The sequence below is a fragment of the Collinsella sp. AF28-5AC genome (assembly GCF_003457875.1).
Classification (GTDB): domain Bacteria; phylum Actinomycetota; class Coriobacteriia; order Coriobacteriales; family Coriobacteriaceae; genus Collinsella.
This window is the reverse complement of record NZ_QRTA01000004.1, coordinates 129,263-151,501: the sequence shown is the minus strand read 5'-3', so window position 1 is coordinate 151,501 and position 22,239 is coordinate 129,263. Positions and strand designations below refer to the sequence as shown.

Here is a 22,239-nt window from a genome sequence, read left to right as displayed (position 1 = left end):
TTCTGTTACAAGCGCCCCTGCCCTGATTAAAACACCCTCACCGGTCGCGTTTTGTACGCACCTAGGCGGCGATGTACTTGCCGTCCTGAATCACATAGGCCGTAGCGGGCTTTTCAACCTGGCCCTTGTCGTTCCACGTCAACTCGCCCGTCAGGCCCTCGATCTTGATCTTGCGCATGGCCTTGGCAAGGTCGCCGGCAATGTCGGCGCCGTCGGCCGTAATGTCAATGTCTGCCTTATCGATGGCCTCGACAATCGCGTGGACGCAGTCATAGGCATCGGCGGCAAACTGGTTGGGCGTCTCGTCGTAGGCATCCTTATAGGCCTTGACGAAGTCGGCATTCTTCTCATCGTCAGCCGAAAACGGGGTCATGAGCAGTACGCCCTCGGCAAGAGAGGTATCGAAGCCTTCCACAGAGAGCAGGCCGTCCATGCCGTCGGTACCCATGAGGGTCATGTCGTAGCCCATGTCCTTGGCGTTCTTGAGCAAAACGGACGCCGGCGTGTAGTAGATCGGCGCAAAGATGAGCGTGGCGCCGGACTCCTTGGCCTTGGTGAGCTGGTTGGTAAAGCTCGTGGAAGAGTCGTCCTTAAAGGTCTCGGTATCGACGATGTCGAGCTTGGACGCCTTGGCCTGCTCGGCAAAAGCGTCGGCAACGCCCGAGCTATACGTATCGCCGGAGTTGTAGAACAGGGCGATCTTGGCATCCGCGTACTTCTCGGCCAAGAACTTTGCGGCGCTGGCGCCCATGGTGGGATCGGTGAAGCAAACCTGGAAAACCGTGGTCTTGTCCTTGGTGACGTCGAGCGACGAGGCCGAGGGCGTGACCATGAGCATATCGTCGGCGATCTCGCCCGAGACGGCGACGGCAGCACCGGTCGTGACGGGGCCGACGAGCGCCTGCATGCCCCAGTCGCACAGGGTATTGAAGGCGTTGATGGCCTTCTCGCCGTCAGCGACGTCGTCCTCGGACTTAAGCGAGAGTTTGAGGTCCTTGGTCGAAAAATCCTTGGCGGCGAGCTTGGCACCCTTCTCGGCCGAAACGCCATAGGTTGCCGCGGCGCCGGTCAGAGGGCCGATGACACCAATCTTGAAGGTCTTGCCGTCATCGGCGGAGCCGCCGTCCGAGCCACCCGACGAGCAACCAGCGAGTGCCGCGGTGCTACCGAACGCCGCGGCACCAGCCAAGAAACTCCTGCGGTTAAGTACGTTATTGATGCTAAACATGGTATCCCCCTTTTCGCTGGCCGCGGTGCGGCCGTCTTGCGGTACAGGGCAAACCTTATGGTGCAAACGTTGACAGTTTGTTACGGAGTTCCGTTTGTAGCGAGCATGTTTCCAATGTTTCCGCAGCGTTTCGGGGGTGCCGTTTTGTGCGACTCCTGTTGCCTGGCGAGCACGCGCTCTCGGTTCACGCTAGAATGCACTCAACCTTTAAGCGGTTAATCCATCCATAAGATGCACCAAGGAGCTATCTATGAGCGAACCCCTGCGCACCGTGAACGTCGGTCTGATCGGTCTGGGAACCGTCGGCGGCGGCGTGGCCCGTCTGATCAAGAGCCACCACGATGAGTACCTGGCAGCCTACGGCATCGACCTTAAGCTGACCCGCGCCTGCGCGCTTGCCTGGGAGCAGGCCGAAGCAGCCGGTATTGAGCGCGAGGCCTTTACGAGTGACTGGCATGACGTCGTCGCCGACCCCGCCGTCGACATCGTCGTCGAGCTGATCGGCGGCGAGCATCCCGCAACCGAGATCTTCACCACTGCCTTCGAGAACGGCAAGCACGTCGTCTCTGCCAACAAGGCCCTGCTGGGCCGCCATGTCGAGACGCTCGCCGAGAAGGCGCGCGCGTGCGGCGTGCAGATTAAGTGCGAGGCCAGCTGCGGCGGCGGCATCCCCATCGTGAGCACGCTCGAGCACGACCTGGTGGGCAACAAGATCCTGACCATCGCCGGTATTCTCAACGGTACCACCAACTATATCCTGTCGCGCATGGATGCCGAAGGCGCCGATTACGCCGATGTGCTCGCCGACGCACAGGCCAAGGGCTATGCCGAGGCCGACCCGTCCGCCGACGTCGACGGCTTCGATGCCGCCAGCAAGACGGCGATCCTCGCTTCCATCGGTTTTGGCACCCGCGTTACCACCGACGATGTGTACCAGCAGGGTATCCGCACCATCGGCGCCGAGGACATCGCCCAGGCCCGCGAGCTCGGCTACACCATCAAGCTGCTCGGCATCGCCCGCAACACCGACGCCGGCGTCGACGTCCGCGTGCATCCCACGCTGATCCCCGCCGACCACATGCTCGCCAAGGTCAACGGTGCCATGAACGCCGTCTACGTAGTAGGCGACGCCGTGGGCGAAACCATGTTCTACGGTGCCGGCGCAGGCTCCTTCCCCACCGCGAGCGCCGTCGTGGGCGATATCCTGTCGCTCTCCGAGCAGATCAGCCGCGGCGTGGCTCCGCTGCCCGAGATTGAGCCCTATGGTCACAACCTCGCCTTTAAGCCTATGGACGAGCTCCAGACCAAGTACTATGTGCGCCTGAAGGTCGCCGACCGCGTGGGCGCCCTGTCCGAGACGGTCGACATCTTTGCCAAGCACAACATCTCGATCTCGCTCATCAACCAGGTCGAGGACGGCAAGCCGGGCGTCAGCGATGCCTGCTCGGTCATCTTCCTGACGCACCGCGCGCTCGAGAAGGACGTCCAGGCTGCCGCCGCCGAGCTTGCCAGCGTCGACTGCGTGGCCGAGGTCGCCAACGTCCTGCGCATCGAGGACGTTGAGGCCTGGACCGAAGGCGTCATGGCCAACTAGTCCACTACTTCGAACCTCAACGAAGCTCAACGCAAAAGGCGCGCTGCCTGCATCAACCACAGGCAGCGCGCCTTCTTCTGTTTGCAGGGGAAGCTGCGTCCCGGTATTTCAGCTCAGAACGGGGCGAAGCTTCCCTCAGGGCCTTTTTCGGAAACTATGTCCCATTCTGGGCGCGGATTCTGGGACACGCTTTCCGCAACGGGCCTCTCGCGGAAAGCACGTCCCACTCTGGACGCCAATTCCGGGATGCATTTTCCGCGGCGGCGTTGGCTACCTGCCGTCGTCGTCCTCGGCTTCTTCTCTTGCATAGAGCTCCAGCATGCGACGGCGGTATTCGCGCACAGCGAGCTTGGCGCGCTCCAGGCGGCGGCGCTCACGCGGAGTCAGCTCGGACGGGTCGACCTCGTCTCCATAGGTCTTATCGGCAAGCAGGTGCGCCGCGTCCACGATGCGGGCATCGATGTGGCCGCTCGCTGCCTCGGCGGAAAGACGCTCGGCAATCGTATCGAGCGTAGGCAGGCCCTCGAATACGCGACCATGGCCATGCGAGGTCAGCAGCTCGTGCTCGCGCGCGAGCAAGCTCGCTAGGTCGTGGTGGGCGCGCAAGATGTCGAGCGCATCGGATGGATGCTCGGCAACCTCTGCCACGGCGGCGACCGGTGCGGCATCCACCACGCGGTAGAAGAGCTGCGCGAGCAATGGCATCAAGAACACCGTGATGGCACCGGCGGCAACCATGACCGACGCAATATCTTGCGACAGCGCGCCCGCGTTGACGGCAACGCTCGTAACGGCAACGATGATCGGCAGCGCCGTGGTGCAGTACAGGGCCACGGTAATGCGACCATACGCCGACACATCGCGCGTCGCAGGACAAATGCTCATGGAAATAAGAATGGGCACGGCACGAATAATCAACAACGCCACGATAAAGCCCACGAGCAGACCCGGGCGCGACGCCACGGCCGTCAGATCGATCTTTGCGCCCGATACGGTAAAGAACACCGGAATCAAAAAACCGTAGGCCAGACCGTCGAGCTTGGTCTCGAGCGTATGGTTGCCCTCGGGGATGATATAGCGCAGGACAAAGCCGGCGGCAAAAGAACCCAACACGATGTCGAGATCAAAGACAGCCGAGAATGCCACGAGCGTGACCAGGATGAGCACCGTCAGGCGCACGAAGGTCTGCGACGTGGTATCGGCGCGCTCCTCAACAAATGCAAAGAAGCGGCTGCCGACGCGCTTGGAGCGGCTCGGGACCACGGCCAGCAACACGCAAACCACCGCAAACAAGCCAAGGATAACGAGCGTTTGGATACCAGTGCGGGCAGACAACAGCACCGACATGGCGAGCACGGGACCGAGCTCGCCCCAAGTGCCATACGCGAGAATCGAGTCGCCCACGCGCGTGCCGGTGAGCGAGCGCTCACGCATGATGGGCACAAGCGTACCGAGCGCCGTCGAAGTGAGGGCAAGCGTCACGGCGATACCGTCGAAATGACTGACTGAGAACCACGGGGTAAAGCGCACGGCAAGCCAGGCGATACCAAACGTGACGACCCACGTCGCCAAGCCGTAGCGCCCCTCGACGCCTGTGATGCTCTTGGGGTCGATCTCAAAGCCGGCAAGCAGGAACAAAAAGGCCAGGCCCAGCTCGGACACAAGCGAGACCTCAGCATCTACATGGATGACGCCGAGCATATGGGGTCCCAGTACCGCGCCGAGCACGAGCAAAAAGACCGTCTCGGGAACGGGTTTTCCGGGAATCGCCGAGGCGATAAAAGGACTCGCAAAGGCCACGAGTGCGATGATGGCGAGCGAAACGAATGCCATGTGATGCCTTTCTCTTGTTTGCGCTTCACTGTAGCACCCTCGCCGTCCTCAACGCGCCGCGAGCTGTCGTATCATAGTGAGGTTTACAAACATGTGGCTCAAGGCGACCGCAGGGCAGACCCCGCAAACCGACCGCTGCCGCATACCGTACCGTACGCCCAACCGATCAGGAAGGCAGGAACCAATGGTCTCTCGTATCTACGTGGAGAAGAAACCCGGGTTCGACGTCGAGGCTCAGCAGCTCAAGGGCGAGCTGACCGAAATTCTCGGCATCAAGGGCATCGAGGCCCTGAGGATTATCAACCGCTACGACGTCGAGGGCATCGACAAGGAGCTTTTCCGGTCCTGCGTGCCGACCGTCTTTAGCGAGCCCCAGGTCGATGTGACCTACGACGAGCTCCCCGCAAGCGATGGCGCCGTCTTTGCCGTCGAATTCCTGCCTGGCCAGTTTGACCAGCGCGCCGACTCCGCCAGCGAGTGCGTGCAGCTCATCAGCCAGGGCGAGCGCCCCGCCGTGCGCTCCGCCAAGGTCTATATGATCTCGGGCGCTCTGGACGAGGCCGCCATTGATGCCATCAAGCACTACGTGGTGAACCCCGTCGAGGCGCGCATCGCCTCGCTCGACCTGCCCGAGACGCTGTACATGGAGACCCCCGAGCCCCAGCCCGTCGAGGTGCTCGACGGTTTCCGCGAGCTCGACGAAGCCGGCCTTGCCGCCTTTATTTCCGAGCGCGGCCTTGCCATGGACGAGGCGGACATCGCCTTCTGCCAGCAGTACTTCCGCGATGAGGATCGCGACCCCACCATCACCGAGATCCGCGTGATCGACACCTACTGGTCCGATCACTGCCGCCACACCACCTTCGGCACCGTCCTGGACGACGTGACGATCGACGACGCCGTGGTGCAGCAGGCCTTCGACCGCTACATGGAGATGCGCCACGAACTCGGTCGCGACACCAAGCCCGTCTGCCTCATGGACATGGGCACCATCGGCGCCAAGTACCTCAAGAAGACCGGCGTCATGACCGATGTCGACGAGTCCGAGGAGATTAACGCCTGCACCGTCAAGGTGAAGGTCGATGTCGACGGCGAGGACCAGGACTGGCTGTTCCTCTTTAAGAACGAGACCCACAACCACCCGACCGAGATCGAGCCCTTCGGCGGTGCCGCCACCTGCGTGGGCGGTGCCATCCGCGACCCGCTGTCGGGCCGCAGCTACGTGTACCAGGCCATGCGTGTTACCGGCGCCGGCGACCCCACCGTCCCCGTGTCCGAGACGCTCGAGGGCAAGCTGCCGCAGCGTAAGCTCGTGACCACTGCTGCCGCCGGCTACTCCAGCTACGGCAACCAGATCGGCCTTGCCACCGGTCAGGTCAACGAACTCTATCACCCCGGCTACGTCGCCAAGCGCATGGAGGTCGGCGCCGTCGTGGGCGCTACCCCGGCAAACCACGTGCGTCGCGAGTGCCCCGCCCCCACCGACAAGATCATCCTGTTGGGCGGCCGCACCGGCCGTGACGGCATCGGCGGTGCCACCGGCTCCTCCAAGACCCAGAACACCGAATCCATCGAGACATCGGGCGCCGAGGTCCAGAAGGGCAACGCCCCGGTCGAGCGCAAGCTGCAGCGCCTGTTCCGCCGCGGCGATGCCTGCCGTCTGATCAAGCGCTGCAACGACTTTGGCGCCGGCGGTGTCTCGGTCGCCGTAGGCGAGCTTGCCGACGGCCTGTATGTCGACCTTGATACCGTGACCAAAAAGTACGACGGTCTTGACGGCACCGAGCTCGCCATCTCTGAATCCCAGGAGCGCATGGCCTGCGCCGTCGCCGACGGTGACGTCGAGGAGTTCATGGGCTACGCCGCCGAGGAGAACCTGGAGGCGACCGTTATCGCCGAGGTTACCGCCGAGCCGCGCATGCGCATGGCCTGGAACGGCGTCGCCATCGTCGATCTGTCCCGCGAGTTCCTCAACTCCAACGGTGCGCCCAAGCACCAGGTCGCCCACGTCTGCGCCCGCAGTGTGTGGCAGCCCAGCTGGGCCGGTACCACGCTCGCCGAGCGCATGACCTCGCTCGTCACCGACCTCAACGTCGCTTCCAACAAGGGCCTTTCCGAGCGCTTCGACTCCACCATCGGCGCCGCGACCGTGCTCATGCCCTTTGGCGGCAAGACGCAGCTCACCCCGAGCTCGGCCATGGTCGCCAAGTTCCCCGTGGACGGCGAGACCACCACGGCGAGCGCCATGGCATGGGGCTTCAACCCTTATCTGATGGAGGCCGACCAGTTTGCGGGCGCCTACCTGTCCGTGGTCGAGTCCATCGCCAAGCTCGTTGCCGCCGGCTTTGAGCACAGGCGCACCTACCTCTCCTTCCAGGAGTACTTCGAGCGCCTGCGCACCGAGGCCGAGCGCTGGGGCAAGCCCATGGCTGCCGTCCTGGGTGCCCTTATGGCCCAGGTCGACCTGGGTGCCGGCGCCATCGGCGGCAAGGACTCCATGAGCGGTTCGTTTGAGGACGAGGCCGGCGAGCTCAACGTTCCGCCGACCCTGATCAGCTTCGCTGTGGCCGTGGGCAAGGCCGCCCGCGCCGTCTCGCCCGAGTTCAAGGGCCTCACGCACCGCGTCGTCCGCATCGCCCCCGCCACCTATGGCGAGGACTACCGCCCCGATGCTCAGCAGCTGCTCGCCGCGTTTGACGCCGTCGAGGCGCTCACTGCTACCGGCAACGCCCTGGCCATCTCCACGCCCGGCTACGGCTGCGGCGCCGAGAGCCTCTTTAAGATGTGCGTCGGTAACCAGATCGGTATCGAGCTTGCCGAGGATGTAGACGTGGAGAGCCTCTTCACCCCGCTCTACGGCAGCTTTATTGTCGAGCTCGCCGAGGATGCCGAGCTGCCCGAGGTCGCCGACGGCGTTGTCGTCGAGCCCCTGGGCACCACCGTCGAGGGCTATGTCATCGACACCGGTTCCGAAGTCATCGAACTCTCCGAGCTCCAGGAGGCCTGGGAGAGCGGCATCGAGGGCGTCTTCACCTACCGCAGCGCCGGCGAGACCCCCGAGGTCGAGACCGTCGACTATCGCGCCAAGGATATCCACGTGTACGGCGGCGCCAAGATCGCCCGCCCGCGCGTGATTATCCCCGTCTTCCCCGGCAACAACTGCGAGTACGACAGCGCCCGCGCCTTCCGCGCCGCCGGTGCCGAGGCCGACACCTTCGTGATCAACAACCTCACGCCCGAGGCCGTCGCCGAAAGCACCCACGAGCTTGCCCGTCGCATCCGCCAAAGCCAGATCGTCATGATCCCCGGCGGCTTCTCGGGCGGCGACGAGCCCGACGGCTCCGCCAAGTTCATCACGGCGTTCTTCCGCGCCCCCGAGGTCACCGAGGCAGTTCGCGACCTGCTCAAGGCCCGCGACGGCCTGATGCTGGGCATCTGCAACGGCTTCCAGGCCCTGGTCAAGCTCGGCCTGGTGCCCTACGGCGATATCGTCGACGCCACGCCCGATGCGCCCACGCTGACGTTCAACACCATCGGTCGCCATCAGAGCCGCCTGGTGCGCACCCGCATCTCGTCCAACCTGTCCCCGTGGCTGTCGCAGTGCAGCCTCGACGACCCCTACACCGTCGCCATCAGCCACGGCGAGGGCCGCTTTGTCGCCAACGACGAGGTGCTCGCCCAGCTGATCGCCAACGGCCAGGTCGCCACGCAGTACGTGGGCGAGGACGGCAAGCCCAGCATGGACCTTTCCGTCAACCCCAACGGCTCCGCACTCGCCATCGAGGGCATCACGAGCCCCGACGGCCGTGTCCTGGGCAAGATGGGCCATGCCGAGCGTCGCGGCGACAACCTGTACCGCAACGTGCCCGAGCATGTCCCCGGCGACAAGTTCATGCCGATCTTTGAGAGCGGCGTAGCCTACTTCGCCTAAACCTTTCCCATCGGGTACAATCCCCTCGGGTAACAACACCCGCCACCGACACATCCGGTGGCGGGTTCTTTTTTGCTTCGCGCATGTAGGAAGGACATCATGGAAAGCCGCAAGCCGTATCTCGCCACCCTGCCCGGACTCATCCTGGGCTGTCTTGTTTGCTGTGCACTCTGGGGATCGGCCTTTCCCTGCATCAAGATCGGCTACGCACTCTTTGGGATCCCGGCGCACGATAGCGCCTCGCAGCTACTCTTTGCAGGTTTGCGCTTCACGCTTGCCGGCATCCTGGTTATCGTCGGTATGAGCACAGCTCAGCGCCGCCCGCTCGTCCCACAGGTACGCGATATCAAGCCCATCTGCATCCTGTCACTCTTCCAGACTATCGGGCAGTACTTCTTTTTCTACCTGGGACTCTCGCGCGCCAGTGCCATGTCGAGCTCCATCATCGAGGCCAGCGCCAACTTCCTCGCAATCCTCTTTGCCGCCCTGGCGTTTCGCACCGAAAAGCTCGATGCGGCCAAGGTGCTCGGCTGTGTACTGGGCTTTGCCGGCGTCGCGCTCGTCAACCTCTCGGGCGCGGACGGCACCTTTGGCTTTACGCTCGACGGCGAGGGCTTTATCCTGGCCTCCACCGTCGCGGGTGCCCTGTCGACCTGCCTGATCGGCATCTTCTCGCGCGAGCACGACGGTGTCTTGCTTGCCGGGTGGCAGTTCTTGGTCGGCGGCCTGGTCCTCACCGCCATCGGGTTTTTGATGGGCGGCGCGCTCTCCCCCACCGCGATCATCCCCGCCATCGCGCTCATTATCTATATGGCACTCATCTCCGCCATCGCGTACTCGCTATGGTCGCGCCTGCTTGCCGTCAACCCCGTCAGCCGCGTCTCGGTCTTTGGGTTTATGAACCCCGTCTTTGGTGTGCTGCTGAGTGCACTGCTGCTCGGCGAGGGCGCCGGCACGAGCCCCGTTACCGTTATAGTTGCCCTGCTGTTGGTCTGCGGCGGCATCATCATCGTCAACAGGCCTAAAAAGGCCTAGCGAACTGCCCTTATTTAGCAGAGGGGATTCACATACTTTAGTTTAATGGAATACATCGGAGAGCCGAGGGCCACCATGCACGCAAGCGTGCGCCCCTATTTCTAGCGTATCTGGACGCCGGCTTTCTTTTTCTCGGCCTTGACGCGGTAGAGCTCCGCATCGGCAGCACGAAGCAAGTCTTGCCAGGTATCGACGCCATCACCAACCCGTGCGTAGCCGATGGACATCCGCAACAGATACGGAACCTCGGCGCGCGCGAGCTCATCGTTGATTGTCGCGCACAGATGCATGATATCCTGTTCCGCCACTGCCTTTTGGAGCACCACGAACTCATCGCCACCATAACGTGCGATAAAGCCGCCAGACGCCGAGCAGACTTCTTTGAGCGCAGCGGATATGACCTGAAGAGCGTGGTCGCCCTCCACATGCCCATAGCGATCGTTAATCTGCTTAAAGCCGTCGGCGTCCATCATAAGCAGATATACATCTTCGGCCTGATCCACATTTGAGAAGAGCGACAGCATATAGGTCTCAAAACGGTTGCGATTGTTAAGTCCAGTCAACGGGTCGGTCGAGATGAGCTGCTCCTGGTAGATGATGTAGAGCAGCAACATGCTAATCATTATGCCGACACAAAGGCCGGGCACCGAGTATACGACCTGAAAGGTACCGCCCACCAGGGCCGGAATGGCGAAAAATGCCAAGGTTCGATAGATGGCCTTCGTCTGCAGGCTCTCGACCCTGCGAGATTGCACAAATGCATGCAGGGACGTATGTATAACGTAACAGTAGCTGACGATGGGCTGGATCATATAGGCAAAACCGCGACGATACACGCCCTGCGAATCGATATAGAACAGGGCATGCGTCCAGTAACTGGTAAACGCCAGCACGACCACCAGAGCCGTAGGCAACGCTACAAGCACCACCCTATAGCGCGAGGTCAAAAGGCGAGAACCCTGCACCGTCTCGGAATAGATAAACCAAATGAGACACGCGATAGCAAAGAGCGAAAACGAAACCGCGTTGGAAATCCAGTTGGCAGCAATGCCCAACGTGCCGTCCACACCGTCCGAAAGCGTCCAGATCATATCGAATAATATGTACGCGGCAGAGGTGTAGCCAAGCATGCTAAACAATAGCTGCTGGGTACTCGAGAACAAGGAGCGACGACTTCGCACGGCAAGCCCGATAAGAACAATCATGCATAGCACGAATATCTCAATCTTGAGTGCCTTAACCACTAGACGCCATCCCTTCAATATCCAAGTGGTCAGAATCGCCCGATTCGTGCCTGGGCAATAAACACCCCTACTCCGCAGGGGTATAGGGAATAATAGCAGAGCGCCCGAACGCCACTGCAAGACAGCTCTCGTTCGGGCGCCCATACGGCGCGAATTGCACACGCCGGCTTGATTGACTCGCGTCGACGATTACTCGCCGTCGATGTCGGTCGCGACGGCCTCCTCAATAGCCTCGACGCCTTCGACCGACAGATCCTCTTCGCCGTGGCAGAACTTCTTATCGACCCAGCCGGTCAGAATCGGGGCCATGATGGCCGTGATGATGACGGCGGTGGCGATCTGCGCATACGCGGTGGGCGCAAGCTCGGCATAGCGCGGCGCGACCTCAGCAAGAGCAACCGGCGTGGTCATAGCCGTGCCGGCAATGGTGGAGCAAGCCACAGCGGCCTTGCCATTGCCGCCGCACAGACGCTCGAACGCAAAGGTGATGGGACCGACGACAAACAGCGTGACAAGGCCCAGCAAGATGCCGGAAATACCGCCGGTGATAAAGCTCGACAGGCTCATGGACGCACCGAGCTGAAATCCGATGACGGCAATCGCGGGATTGGCACCGGGAACCAGCAGGTTCTTGATAAACGGGAACAGGTTGCCCAGAACCATGCCGATAACGAGTGGCAAGATGGAGCCGATAATGGTGCCAATGGGAATGTTGGCGAGGCCGGAAACACCGAGGATGATCATCGTGACGGCGGGGCCAGCCGTAAAGAACAGGATACCGACGGCGCCCTGCTCGGACTCATCGCCGAACTCGCCCATGATGCCCGTATAGAGCGCCATGTTGCAAAACGTGATGCCGCCGATGATAGACACGGAGCTCAGACCCAGGAAGTTGTCGTTAAAGAAATATGCCACGCCCAGGCCGAGAGCCGCTGCGACGACCAGCTTGGGGATCAGCACGACGATACCGGTCTTGATGGCACCCGGCGTGGACTTAAAGCTGATGCCGGCGCCCACAAACAGCAGGATCGCGGCGACGATGGTATTGGAGCCACCGCGGCAGGCAGCCGTAAAGAAGCCGCCGATCTCAAAAACCTGCGGGCAGAAGGTGTTGAGCAAAAGACCGACGATCATCGGATAGATCATGATGTCGCCCGGGATGCGCGGGACCTTGAATTTCTTTTGCTCGTTGGCGGTCGCTTCCTGTGCCATGAAACCCCCATTTCCGCTGACGGGGTACAAAAGCCCACGTCACGCTTTGCTACAGTAAAGTTTGACCATGGTACCAGAAGAAATAGACCAGCTCGGTGAAAAATCCGACGAGTTGGGATGGAACGAGATTCGGCGCCCGCGACGCCACCCCTATATAAGGCTCAAGACAATATAGAGTACGATGCCCGAGACGCAGCACCACAGCATCGATTTTGTCTTGACCGCCACGACCACGACGCCGGCGGCCGCAATCCAGGGAACCAAGGCAGGCCAGAGTCCCGCGTCGAACGCGCCGGGGCTCACCAAGTCGTTGGCGACCAGCGCGGCAAAGGCGGCGGGCGGGATATAGCCCAGGGCCTCGGTAACGCGGGGCGACAGGGTCCGCCCGCGCAAGGCGAGCGCCGGCGCGATGCGAAAGAACGCGATAGCAGCCCACGACGACAGCCACAGAACCAAGAACTCGTTAACGGGCATCGCGGGCACCTCTTCCGTCAAATACAGCATCGCACGCCAACGCAATGGCAATGCCGGCCACGACGCTTGCCGGCACGGCAATATTCGTGAGGCCCAAGAACTTGCATACGGCGACGGACACCGCGCCCGAAACCGCCGCGACAACGTTGCCGCGCGACAGCCGCTGCGAAAAGAGCAGGCAGATAAAGAGCGAGGTGCAGACAAAGGCTGCAATGGCGGTGGGAACATCGACAACGGCGCCTACGATGGCGCCCATCGTACACGAAACGCCCCATGTTGCGATGAGAATCACGTTGAGCACGAAGGACTCGCGCGGGCCCCAATCCTCCCCTTCAACCAACTTGGCAAGCGAGATGCCATATGCCTCCTCGGTAAGTGTCGCGGCAACAGCCAGCGTCTGACGCTTCGAGGCACCCGTCAGATGCGGCGCGATCGATGCCGAGTAAAGCGCAAAGCGCGAGGAGATGGCAGCAACGCTCGCGACGATCGATGCTGCAGGCACGCCCGCCAGCCACAGGTTGCAGATCATAAACTGGCCGCTGCCCGTCACAAACGTGCTGCTCAGGGCAAAGACCATCCAGGGTTCCATTCCCGTCTGCCCCATGATCATTCCGCACGGCGCGCCTATTGCAACATAGGTAAGCATCACCGGCCAGACGGTTCTAACGATTTTGAGCACCATACGCTTCTCATCCTGACAAGGTCTCCGAGCCGCATGTAGCGATACGGCAGAATCATCATCCGACAGCAACCGAGTTCACCTACAATTGCCACCGGATCGAAAGACACAACTTTTTAGGAAGTCATTATGACAGCTATCGATCGAGACCGGGCGCGCGCGGCCTTCAAAAGCTACACCGATGCCTACGACGCCACTAACCCACGCATCGCGCTCAAAATCGAGCATACGTACCACGTTGCCGAGGCATGCGATGCCGTGGCACACGAACAGGGCTGGTCGTCAGAAGATATTGACCTGGCATGGCTTTGCGGCCTGCTACACGATATGGGCCGCTTTGAGCAGCTGCGACGCTGGGATACGTTTAAGGATGCCGAAAGCATGAGCCATGCGGCGTTGGGCGTCGGGGTCCTCTTTGGCGAGAACCCCGACGACGCGCCTGTCACAACAAACATCCGAGATTTTATCGAGACCGAAGAGCACGACGAGCTCATCCGCGCGAGCATCGCCTATCACAGTGACTTTCGCCTGCCGGCACAACTCGACGAGCGAACACGGTGCTTCTGCGATATCGTACGCGATGGCGACAAGATCGACATTATGCGCACCATCGCCGACAGCACCGTCGACACCATCCTCAAGGTGGATGAGAACACGTTTCTCGCCAGCCGCTTCTCGACACCGGCGCTTACCGCCTTTGACGAGCACCGCTGCGTTGCACGCGACGAACGCGACGAGCCCGCAGACTACCTGGTGGGACTCATCTGCTTTATGTTTGAGCTCGTCTATCCAGCAAGCCGCGCGCTGGCGCGCGAGCAGGGTGATATCTACCGCCTGCTCGACGCGCCCTTTGGCATTACGTGCCCCTTTACCGATCCCGCCACGCAAGCGACCTGGGAGCGCCTGAAGGGCGAGATGCGCGACTGGCTGGCGCGCGCCTAGCGCTCAAGCTGGGCCAGCAGCTCCTCGACGACCTCGACGGCATCGCCGACAACCTTGTACTGGGCAGCACCAAAGATGGGGGCATCCGGGTCCTCGTTGATGGCGATAATGCACTCCGCCCCACCGATACCGGCAAGATGCTGGATGGCGCCCGAAACACCGATACTCACGAGAAGTTTAGGGGAAACCGATACGCCCGTCTGGCCAATCTGATGGCGATACTCCAACCAGCCGGCCTCCACGACAGGTCGCGTGCAGCCAAGCTCGGCTCCCAGAGCCTCGGCGAGCTTTCGCATCAGCGGCAGGTTTTTCTTGGAGCCAATGCCGCGACCCACCACGACCAGGCGCTCGGCATCGGCAATTGAGGCCTGCTGACCCCATTCCTCAGCCCGAATCGAGATCTCGACACGGGCCTTGGCGTCTTCCGCAAGCGATACCTGGGTAATCGTACCGGAACGGCCGTAGTCAAAGTCGGGTGCCTTAAAGATGCCGGGACGAACCGTTGCCATCTGGGGACGATGATTGGGGCAGACGATGGTGGCCATCAGGTTGCCGCCAAACGCCGGACGCGTCTGTTGCAGCAGTCCCGTCTCCGTATCCATCGAAAGTACGGTGCAGTCAGCCGTAAGGCCCGTCTGCAAGCGCACGGCAACGCCGGGTGCCAGTTCGCGGCCAAAAGCGGTCGCACCGTATAGGATGGCCTCGGGTTTGCGCTCGGCTACCAAATCGCAGATCAAGCGAGCGTAGACCTCCACGTCGTTCTGACGCAGGCGCTCGTCACGACAGACCAGAACTTCGTCCGCACCGGCGCAAATCAGATGCTCCAGGTCCCCGAGTGAGCCCTCGGGGCTCATGCCGACCAGTGCCACCAGACGGCAGCCGCGGGCATCGGCAAGCTCGCGCCCCTTGCCCATGAGCTCGAAGGCCACGGATGCAACGGCATCGTGCTCGTCAGTCTGCACGAAGATCCAGATGTCTCGATATGCGTCAAGGTCTGCCGCGCCGGCGGCCTCGTCGCGCTCAATCGAGATGGCGTTGACGGGGCAGGCGTCGACGCACCCACCGCACAGGATACAGCCGTCGGTTACGCGGGCACAGCGATTGGGGCGCTCACCCTCCACCACAATGCCGCCCGAGGCGCAGGCGCGAACGCAGCGACCGCAGCCGATACAGGCTTCGCTATCGATAATCAGCCCGCTCATCTATGCCATCCCCTCAATAATCTTGGCAAGTTTTACCGCCTGCTCGGACGCCGTTCCCTCAACGGCCTCGCACGTTTGGTCACGGTCGGGCACAAACGAGCGCACGACCTGCGTCGGTGATCCGGCAAGACCGCAACGCGCGGGGTCGGCGTTCACGTCGGCGGCACTGACCACGCGCACGTCCGCCTCCTCCGCCGCGCGAATACCGGCAATACTCGGCATACGCAACTGGCCAATCTCCTTGGCAGTCGTCATCGCGCACGGCATCTCAAGACACACCGTCTCCTCGCCGGCATCGCATCCGTGAACGAGCGCCAGCGAGCCACACGTCGTAAAGCCCGCGCTTTGCACGCAGCTCACGTCGGTCACGCAGGGAATCTCAAAGGCACCGGCAAGCTCGGGACCAATCTGGGCCGTATCGCCATCCACCGCCATCTTGCCGCAGATGAGCAGGTCGAAGTCCTCGTCGAGTGCCTCGATGCCGCATTTGAGAGCATAGGTGGTCGCCAGGGTATCGGCACCTGCAAAGGCGCGATCGGTCAGCAGCAGCGCGTCGTCGGCGCCTCGAGCGATGCAGTCGCGCAGCAGCGACTCGGTCGCGGGGATGCCCATCGACACCACCGTCACGCGCACATCCATGCCAAAGCCGATAAAGTCGTCCTTCAGCGCCAGCGCGCATTCCAAAGCGCTCGCATCAAAGGGATTAATGACCGCCTGCTTGCCATCGCGCACGATGGTATTGGTCTTGGGGTCCATCTTGACCTCGGTGCTGCCCGGCACGGCCTTGACGCACACCACCATATGGAAATCGCTCATCTTCACGCGCCCCCTTTCTGGACGAGCTCATCCAAGAGCTTCTCCGAAAACAGGTTGCCGCGACCCAGCTGCCCGTCGGGATCGAGCTGGAGCTTGAGCCGCGCCGACTCGACCATGGCCTCGTGACCGTACATCGTCTCTAAGAAGCCCGCCTTGATCTTGCCGACGCCGTGCTCGGCAGAAACGGCACCGCCCATAGCCGTTACCTCCGCAGCCCACTGGGCAAACAGCTCGCCACCGCGACGGTAGTCCTGCGCGTCGCGCGGCAGGATGTTCACATGCAGATGGTTGTTACCGATGTGCCCCCAGGCAGCAGATTCAAGCCCACTTTCGGCTAACGTGCGGCGATAAAGGCCGATGACATCGTCCAAGCGTGCGTTGGGCACCGACATGTCCGAGCCCAGCTTGGTAATGGTGGGGTCGATGCGGCGACGCTCGTCAATGAGCATATTGACGCTCTCGGGGACCGCGTGGCGGAAGAACCGCTGGCACTCGCGATCGACTTCGGTGCGGGCGACCCATGTCGCATCGTCGCGGCCGCCCGCAAACTCCAGCACCCATCCCAGGCGGTACAGCTCCTCGGTCGCCTGCGCCTCGTCATCGCAGTCGAGCTCCACGTAGACACAGACCTTTGCCTCGTCGTCGAGCGCCGGCAGCGAGGCAAACGCTGTCGACTGCTCGCGCTGGCGACGCAGGATATCCAGGGCGCCAGCATCGAAATACTCAATAGCGGCGGCATGGGACAGCACGGGACGCACGGAATCGGTAAAGGACACGGCCTTGTCTTCGCTGTCGAAGAAGCAGCTCACGCCCCAAACGACCGCGGGTGCCACCTGCAGGGCAATCTCGAGTTCGGTGATGACACCGATTGTGCCACACGCACCGATAAACAGATCGATGGCATCCATATCGTCAGCAACGAAATAGCCCGAAGCATTTTTTGTCTTGGGCATGGTATAGCCGGGAAGATCGAGCTCGAGTGTACGGCCCGCTGCCGTCACGAGCGACAGGTGGCGGCCCTGGGCAAAAGCCTCGCCGCGCCGAAGCTCAAGCAAATCGCCATCAGCCAGCACGACGTGGAGTCCCGTGATATGTGGGCGCATGGGGCCGTAGGCGTAGCTGCGGGCACCGGAGGCGTTACATGCCGCCATGCCGCCCAGACAGGCAGACGCCTCGGTGGGATCGGTGGGAAAAAACTGCTCGGGAGCCTCTTGGAACTCCTCGTAGGCCTCAAGCGATGCCTGGTCCCAACCAGCGGTCGGCAGCACCTTCTTGCTCAGCTGCTTGCGCAGCTCCGAGAGCACAACGCCCGGCTCCACGCGCAGCAGAAATTGGCCTTGTTCATCGCGGCGAAGGCCCAAATAGCGATTCATACGGGAAGTATTGAGGATATGCCCGCCGTGGGGCACGGCGCCGGCGGCAAGGCCGGTTCGGGCGCCCTGAACCGTTACCGGAACACGCTCGGCATGGAGCTTTTCCAAAATGGCACGGACCTCGTTTTCCGTTGTCGGAAACGAGATGCTCGAGGCCTCGCCCGATGCGCGAGATTCATCGCGGCCATACTCTTCGAACTCGTCGGTGAAGGGTTTGATGGTTGCAGACACGCGAACTCCCCCTTTAGCTAACTACAGTGTTTGCAGGGAGATGTTACCGCATCGTTTCGTCGACGTGTTCGAGACCGTCTCCATAATTGGCGTTTTTTACGTTCGTGCAATTCGGCGAGCGGCTTGATTTCCTCGGCAGACGATGCTTTTGACACATATGGCCCCGCCGTCGCCGACCGCGCGATTGTCGCTCGAAAAAAGTTGGAGTATTTTTTGCCGCCTTTTACCTGCGGAGACGCCAATCCGTCAAGCATTTGGTCAGAAATTGGTCAAGTAGCGGCTGATAAGGTCGGCGTCGACAGCCAAAACCGATAGAAGTTTTGGCCCAGAAGCAGGGAGGTTCCCATGGCATATTACTGGCCCCAGTACGGCATCGCCATCGAAGTCGACGACGATCCCCATCTCCTGCCTTTCGACGAAGAGGCATTCCCCGATACGACGGTCTACCACGTTACCACCGATGTGATCTGCGACCCCGAGTCGTTCTCGGCGCTCGCCCACCACATCGCGCATATCCACGACATCGAGCTCCCTCCCGACTTCGACGAGCTCGTCTACTCGCGCCGTCTGATGCTTCACATGCTCTTTGGAGCGGACCCGTCCACCTTTGCGCGCGTCTATACCGCCAAGGATGCCGCATGAGCGCGAAGAAGCCGCCCCACTTTGCAGGTCTGGGGCATCGCAGGAAGCTCATCGTTGCCTGCTTGGCCATCGTCTGTGCCCTTGTCGCCGTAGGACTATACGCTTGGCAGTCGCAGCCCGTACCCGAGACGGGCGCTTCGGTTACGACGGCCGAGGGCAAAACGCGTCAGGAAATCCAAGATGAGCTCGACGCCATCGTCCGCGACAACATGATGACGATTTCGGTCGCACCGGTCGCTCAGCTGCAGGAGGACGGCAAGCTGCGCGTCAACGTGCAAAACGTCCAAGACAATAAATTTCCCCAGCGATTCCGCGTCATCCAAAACGACGAGACCATGTACGAATCCGGTGTGGTCGAGACCGGCAAGACAATCGAAACGTGCCCCGCCGGCGACATCAAAGAAGGCGAGGCGTACATCGAGATCCAGGCACTCGATGCAAAGACCCTCGACAGCCACGGCAATCCGACACGTGTCAAGGTACGGGTTGAGCAAGCCGAGAACTAGCTTTCCGGCCGACGCGGCACCGCACGTAATTCACCAGCATTCGTCCAATCATCGCGGGGACGGTCCGCGGCGAATAGAAAGGAACAACCATGGACATCATCAGGAACATGAACGGAGCCAGAGCGCTCGTCGTGGGCGCAGGGCTCGCGCTCGCGCTCGCAATGGGCGCGGCCCCGACGCCAGCTATGGCAGCCGGGCGCGTTGGAACCACGAAAGTAATGGTCAGGACCGAGATCGACAACGTTGAGTTCAAAGTTCCGACGGTTATTCCCTTCGTCGCCAAGGCCGACGGCACGCTTCAGGGCCCCTCAGAAGACGCGACCACCATCGACAATCATTCGGCCTACGGCATCCATGTCACCAACATGAAGATCGACGCCATGAACACCTGGACCATTGCTGCCGACGCCAAGGCCGGAACCGCACAGAACTCCATCGACTTTAAGGTCGGCCCCGACGGCGCACTCCAGAACGCCAGCGCCGCAATGCAGAAGACAGGCCTCGATCTTTCCAAGAACGCAGCCTTCGACATGGGCTACCAGGGCATTGCCGGCGGCACGGACAAAATTAAGCTCAAGACAAGCGGAAACGTCGCCCGCGTCACGCGCGACATCTTCCGCGTAACCGGCGAAGGTGATCAGGTTGCAACGATCACCTGGACGGTCGAGCCCGGTGCGCACACGGCATAAGGCCGTCGCCCTGGCCGCCGCCGTCAGCATCCTAGCGTTTGGGCCAGCCATGGCCTTTGCCCAGCAAGAACAGGCGCAGGCCGCCACGCAAGTGACGGTCGACCTCTCGGAGCTCGACCGCGGCGACCGCGAAGAACCGTTGGCGCAGACAGGCGACAGACGATGGCTCTTGGCAGCAGGCGCCACAGCAGCAGGCGCGGGAACCGCCGGCCTCGGTCTGCACATCAAACGTAGCCAGAAACAAAACACGGACAGGCCGCACTAAATTAGCTAAGGAGACCCCATGGCATCGAAGAACCTTTTGCCCGTCGTCGCACTCTGTGGCGCGCTCGCAACCGGAACGCCTGTCGCCGCTTGGGCGACTCCCGTCATGGCAGACTCCTTACCAGCAGCCCTAAGTTCCGCACCAAATCCGTCGAGCGCCATTGCGTGCAAGCGTTTTTCGATCGCACAGGCCGCGATCTCAACCTCGGGATGCCTTCGTCGTAATACGGACGGCTCGATAGTCGTGGATATCAAGCGTTCGAACAAGGCAAACGGCTCCCAGGCGGGGTGCGCCGTCTGCACGTGGCGCTCGGTTGTGCTCGATGCAGATGGCGATCCATGCAATTTAGAGCTGCGCATCGACATCGCTTCGGTCGATGACTCGGCGAACGGAGCGAAGGTCGCCTTCGACGGTACGTTTTTCGAGAAAGGAGGCGGTATATGTCTGGGCTGCGCCGCCGCGAATGCAGACGATGCGCAGCCCACCCTCTCATTCACGGCATCGTTGCGGCTGACCAAAGCCGGCACCGATGCCATCGCGGCGGGAGAAGCGTCCCTGCTGTTCTACGCCGTCAGCGCCAAGGACACAAACGCTCATTTCGAGAAGCCAGCCGGATCACTCAGTCTTACACGAGGGATAGAGGCAGGCCCTATTGAAATCGATGCCCACGCGCAAAGCAGGCAACGCATTCTTGCCGACCCGGCGCTTCTCGAAATGGAGTGGAACGGATCCGGAGCCATCGGAATTCTCCCCTCCGCGCTTGACGCCAAGACGCTCCCCCCAAACGACGAACCCATCAACACAACCATACAAGAGGAGAGCGCGGTCAAAGAAGCAGGTGCGGGCGACACGCCGTCGCCGACAAACGGCGTCCCAGCTTCTTTCGAAGCACCGAATGAGCCCGCTGCCGATCCAAACAATCCCGAGCTCGCGGACAGCCTGGGGCTTGCTGATCCTCAAGAGATCGATGAAGGTAACTGCTGCGTGCTTGCCGCGCTCGACCACACAGAGGTCATCGACGCTGCGAACATCGAAGTTGCCGCCGCCAATCAGCCCGTCCGCAAGTCGGCTATCATCGCATTTCCTGAATCCATCGAAGTCGTCTTTTTGCCATCGGGCGAGGTCGTGGCCCCAACACTGCTCACCTTGTTGGGCGCCAAGAATACTCGAAACGAAATTAAAAAGGTCACAGTTGTCGACCCTGCAACCACCGCCAAGCTGCGTCTATACGCCGTTGCCGCAAACGGAAGCAAGACCCTGGAATTCGATGGCGACACACTTCTAGCCTGGCGACGTCTGGACATTATGCAAGACGTCTCGTATCAGATCGAACTCGAAGGGTTTGATCGTGCCCGCGATGCCAATATCATCGCCGCGGCTATTGAATTCCCGCAGCGGCTTATGACACTGCGCTTTGAATACTATCCCTATGTCCCGACAACCACCTGAGGCTTAAATGCTGCGCATCATTCCTAACACCACTTATATAACGTATTAGATGAGTCGCGATGTGCCTCGCATTTCGTTCTGCTACGATTGCCACGTTGGCATCAATACAGGAGGGCTCATGCCGGGCTTGGGAACAATCATCAACGTTGTGCTTTTAGTTGCGGGCGGTCTTTTGGGATTAGCGGGCGGTCGCTTCATTACACCGCGCATCCAAGACACGCTCATGAAAGCATCGGGGCTGTGCGTCCTGTTTATCGGCCTGGGCGGCACCATGCAAAAGATGCTCATCATCGATGGAAAGGCGCTAGCGACCACCGGTACCACCATGCTCATCGTCTCATTTGCGCTCGGTTCGCTCATCGGCGAGGCCATCAACTTGGAGGCCGCCATTGAGAACCTTGGCGAATGGCTCAAGCGTAAAACCGGCAGCGAGGGCGATAACGAGTTCACCAACGCTTTTGTCTCGACTTCACTCACCGTGTGTATCGGCGCTATGGCCATTGTGGGATCGATCCAGGACGGCCTGCTCGGCGACTGGTCCACGCTTGCCCTCAAGGGCGCGCTGGACTGCATCATCGTCTGCACCATGACGGCGTCGCTTGGCCGCGGCTGCATTTTCTCCGCCCTGCCCGTCGCCGTGTTCCAGGGGACGATCACGCTGTTTGCCGGCGCACTCTCCCCCATCATGACTACGGCAGCCCTCGACAGCCTTTCGCTCGTAGGCTCCATGCTCATCTTCTGCGTCGGCGTCAACCTCATCCGTCCTCAGACCTTCCGCACGGCCAATATGCTCCCCTCCGTCGTCATCGCCGTCATCTACGCCCTCCTGTTCTAAATCTATCTACGCAGCAGTATCTCGAACACCTGTTTGATGCTGTGCTATGATATGAGGTC

At 61.4% G+C, this 22,239-nt stretch carries 19 protein-coding genes; 10 read left to right on the top strand and 9 right to left on the bottom strand.

Going from position 1 to position 22,239, the window contains the following annotated elements; genetic code table 11:
* Positions 1-61: 61 nt before the first annotated feature.
* Positions 62-1,228, bottom strand: a complete 1,167-nt coding sequence (locus tag DWZ01_RS04765; RefSeq protein WP_117769794.1) for an ABC transporter substrate-binding protein — start codon at positions 1,226-1,228, stop codon at positions 62-64.
* Positions 1,229-1,478: 250 nt separating this feature from the next.
* On the opposite strand from DWZ01_RS04765, the gene DWZ01_RS04760 reads away from it, so the two are divergent.
* Positions 1,479-2,822: a homoserine dehydrogenase gene (locus tag DWZ01_RS04760; RefSeq protein WP_117758805.1), complete on the top strand. Its 1,344-nt coding sequence runs from the start codon at positions 1,479-1,481 to the stop codon at positions 2,820-2,822.
* 270 nt (positions 2,823-3,092) lie between these two features.
* Here the strand turns inward: DWZ01_RS04760 and DWZ01_RS04755 are convergent, their stop codons facing one another.
* On the bottom strand, positions 3,093-4,655 hold the full coding sequence (locus tag DWZ01_RS04755) for a cation:proton antiporter (protein WP_117848262.1): 1,563 nt from the start codon (positions 4,653-4,655) through the stop codon (positions 3,093-3,095).
* A gap of 184 nt (positions 4,656-4,839) precedes the next feature.
* On the opposite strand from DWZ01_RS04755, the gene DWZ01_RS04750 reads away from it, so the two are divergent.
* Both DWZ01_RS04750 and DWZ01_RS04745 read left to right on the top strand, forming a co-directional pair.
* The gene (locus DWZ01_RS04750) at positions 4,840-8,586 is read left to right on the top strand and encodes a phosphoribosylformylglycinamidine synthase (RefSeq protein ID WP_117848260.1); all 3,747 of its coding nucleotides are present in this window, start codon (positions 4,840-4,842) and stop codon (positions 8,584-8,586) included.
* A 99-nt stretch (positions 8,587-8,685) separates the two neighbouring features.
* The gene (locus tag DWZ01_RS04745) at positions 8,686-9,621 is read left to right on the top strand and encodes a DMT family transporter (RefSeq protein WP_117655185.1); all 936 of its coding nucleotides are present in this window, start codon (positions 8,686-8,688) and stop codon (positions 9,619-9,621) included.
* 101 nt (positions 9,622-9,722) lie between these two features.
* Here the strand turns inward: DWZ01_RS04745 and DWZ01_RS04740 are convergent, their stop codons facing one another.
* The 4 genes from DWZ01_RS04740 to DWZ01_RS04725 form a co-directional block, all read right to left on the bottom strand.
* Entirely contained in the window at positions 9,723-10,865 is a 1,143-nt protein-coding gene (locus DWZ01_RS04740) for a diguanylate cyclase (RefSeq protein ID WP_158556996.1), read from the bottom strand.
* Between the two features lie 189 nt (positions 10,866-11,054).
* Positions 11,055-12,077, bottom strand: coding sequence for a 2-keto-3-deoxygluconate permease (locus tag DWZ01_RS04735; RefSeq protein ID WP_117797664.1), 1,023 nt, complete (start codon positions 12,075-12,077; stop codon positions 11,055-11,057).
* A gap of 150 nt (positions 12,078-12,227) precedes the next feature.
* Positions 12,228-12,551 (bottom strand): AzlD domain-containing protein, encoded by a 324-nt coding sequence (locus tag DWZ01_RS04730; protein WP_117848257.1) that lies wholly within the window; start codon positions 12,549-12,551, stop codon positions 12,228-12,230.
* Positions 12,541-13,197 carry an AzlC family ABC transporter permease gene (locus DWZ01_RS04725; RefSeq protein ID WP_158549069.1) on the bottom strand — a complete coding sequence of 219 codons (657 nt, stop codon included), beginning with the start codon at positions 13,195-13,197 and terminating at the stop codon, positions 12,541-12,543. Before DWZ01_RS04725 ends, DWZ01_RS04730 begins: the two co-directional genes overlap by 11 nt.
* A 162-nt stretch (positions 13,198-13,359) precedes the next feature.
* On the opposite strand from DWZ01_RS04725, the gene DWZ01_RS04720 reads away from it, so the two are divergent.
* Complete coding sequence (locus DWZ01_RS04720) at positions 13,360-14,172, top strand: HD domain-containing protein (protein WP_117848255.1); 813 nt, start codon at positions 13,360-13,362, stop codon at positions 14,170-14,172.
* On the opposite strand, the gene DWZ01_RS04715 is transcribed toward DWZ01_RS04720, so the two are convergent.
* Genes DWZ01_RS04715 through DWZ01_RS04705 form a run of 3 tightly spaced genes read right to left on the bottom strand, consistent with a single transcriptional unit; the run spans position 14,169 to position 17,794 of the window.
* Entirely contained in the window at positions 14,169-15,374 is a 1,206-nt protein-coding gene (locus DWZ01_RS04715) for an electron transfer flavoprotein subunit alpha (protein ID WP_117848253.1), read from the bottom strand. The two genes, DWZ01_RS04720 and DWZ01_RS04715, sit on opposite strands and share 4 nt — an antisense overlap.
* Positions 15,375-16,190 carry an electron transfer flavoprotein subunit beta/FixA family protein gene (locus DWZ01_RS04710; RefSeq protein WP_117848252.1) on the bottom strand — a complete coding sequence of 272 codons (816 nt, stop codon included), beginning with the start codon at positions 16,188-16,190 and terminating at the stop codon, positions 15,375-15,377. It lies immediately after the preceding gene.
* Between the two features lie 2 nt (positions 16,191-16,192).
* Complete coding sequence (locus DWZ01_RS04705) at positions 16,193-17,794, bottom strand: FAD-binding oxidoreductase (protein WP_117848250.1); 1,602 nt, start codon at positions 17,792-17,794, stop codon at positions 16,193-16,195.
* Between the two features lie 345 nt (positions 17,795-18,139).
* Here DWZ01_RS04705 and DWZ01_RS04700 point away from each other — a divergent pair, with 345 nt between their 5' ends.
* The 6 genes from DWZ01_RS04700 to DWZ01_RS04675 all read left to right on the top strand — a co-directional run bounded on the left by DWZ01_RS04700 (position 18,140) and on the right by DWZ01_RS04675 (position 22,180).
* Complete coding sequence (locus tag DWZ01_RS04700) at positions 18,140-18,436, top strand: hypothetical protein (RefSeq protein ID WP_035137058.1); 297 nt, start codon at positions 18,140-18,142, stop codon at positions 18,434-18,436.
* Positions 18,433-18,942 carry a hypothetical protein gene (locus DWZ01_RS04695; RefSeq protein ID WP_117769806.1) on the top strand — a complete coding sequence of 170 codons (510 nt, stop codon included), beginning with the start codon at positions 18,433-18,435 and terminating at the stop codon, positions 18,940-18,942. Before DWZ01_RS04700 ends, DWZ01_RS04695 begins: the two co-directional genes overlap by 4 nt.
* Before the next feature lie 89 nt (positions 18,943-19,031).
* Entirely contained in the window at positions 19,032-19,631 is a 600-nt protein-coding gene (locus tag DWZ01_RS04690; protein WP_117769807.1) for a hypothetical protein, read from the top strand.
* Positions 19,615-19,896 carry a hypothetical protein gene (locus DWZ01_RS04685; RefSeq protein WP_035137055.1) on the top strand — a complete coding sequence of 94 codons (282 nt, stop codon included), beginning with the start codon at positions 19,615-19,617 and terminating at the stop codon, positions 19,894-19,896. Before DWZ01_RS04690 ends, DWZ01_RS04685 begins: the two co-directional genes overlap by 17 nt.
* 18 nt (positions 19,897-19,914) lie before the next feature.
* Entirely contained in the window at positions 19,915-21,345 is a 1,431-nt protein-coding gene (locus tag DWZ01_RS04680; RefSeq protein ID WP_117769808.1) for a hypothetical protein, read from the top strand.
* A 118-nt stretch (positions 21,346-21,463) separates the two neighbouring features.
* Positions 21,464-22,180: a DUF554 domain-containing protein gene (locus DWZ01_RS04675; protein ID WP_195363187.1), complete on the top strand. Its 717-nt coding sequence runs from the start codon at positions 21,464-21,466 to the stop codon at positions 22,178-22,180.
* The last annotated feature ends 59 nt before the right edge of the window (positions 22,181-22,239 follow it).

Coding starts and splice junctions, on each gene's coding strand:
- DWZ01_RS04730 (WP_117848257.1), bottom strand. CDS start 12,551: ATGCCCGTTAACGAGTTCTTGGTTCTGTGGCTGTCGTCGTGGGCTGCT.
- DWZ01_RS04700 (WP_035137058.1), top strand. CDS start 18,140: ATGGCATATTACTGGCCCCAGTACGGCATCGCCATCGAAGTCGACGAC.
- DWZ01_RS04720 (WP_117848255.1), top strand. CDS start 13,360: ATGACAGCTATCGATCGAGACCGGGCGCGCGCGGCCTTCAAAAGCTAC.
- DWZ01_RS04680 (WP_117769808.1), top strand. CDS start 19,915: ATGGCATCGAAGAACCTTTTGCCCGTCGTCGCACTCTGTGGCGCGCTC.
- DWZ01_RS04695 (WP_117769806.1), top strand. CDS start 18,433: ATGAGCGCGAAGAAGCCGCCCCACTTTGCAGGTCTGGGGCATCGCAGG.
- DWZ01_RS04760 (WP_117758805.1), top strand. CDS start 1,479: ATGAGCGAACCCCTGCGCACCGTGAACGTCGGTCTGATCGGTCTGGGA.
- DWZ01_RS04710 (WP_117848252.1), bottom strand. CDS start 16,190: ATGAGCGATTTCCATATGGTGGTGTGCGTCAAGGCCGTGCCGGGCAGC.
- DWZ01_RS04765 (WP_117769794.1), bottom strand. CDS start 1,228: ATGTTTAGCATCAATAACGTACTTAACCGCAGGAGTTTCTTGGCTGGT.
- DWZ01_RS04675 (WP_195363187.1), top strand. CDS start 21,464: ATGCCGGGCTTGGGAACAATCATCAACGTTGTGCTTTTAGTTGCGGGC.
- DWZ01_RS04725 (WP_158549069.1), bottom strand. CDS start 13,197: ATGCTTACCTATGTTGCAATAGGCGCGCCGTGCGGAATGATCATGGGG.
- DWZ01_RS04750 (WP_117848260.1), top strand. CDS start 4,840: ATGGTCTCTCGTATCTACGTGGAGAAGAAACCCGGGTTCGACGTCGAG.
- DWZ01_RS04755 (WP_117848262.1), bottom strand. CDS start 4,655: ATGGCATTCGTTTCGCTCGCCATCATCGCACTCGTGGCCTTTGCGAGT.
- DWZ01_RS04715 (WP_117848253.1), bottom strand. CDS start 15,374: ATGAGCGGGCTGATTATCGATAGCGAAGCCTGTATCGGCTGCGGTCGC.
- DWZ01_RS04745 (WP_117655185.1), top strand. CDS start 8,686: ATGGAAAGCCGCAAGCCGTATCTCGCCACCCTGCCCGGACTCATCCTG.
- DWZ01_RS04735 (WP_117797664.1), bottom strand. CDS start 12,077: ATGGCACAGGAAGCGACCGCCAACGAGCAAAAGAAATTCAAGGTCCCG.
- DWZ01_RS04690 (WP_117769807.1), top strand. CDS start 19,032: ATGGACATCATCAGGAACATGAACGGAGCCAGAGCGCTCGTCGTGGGC.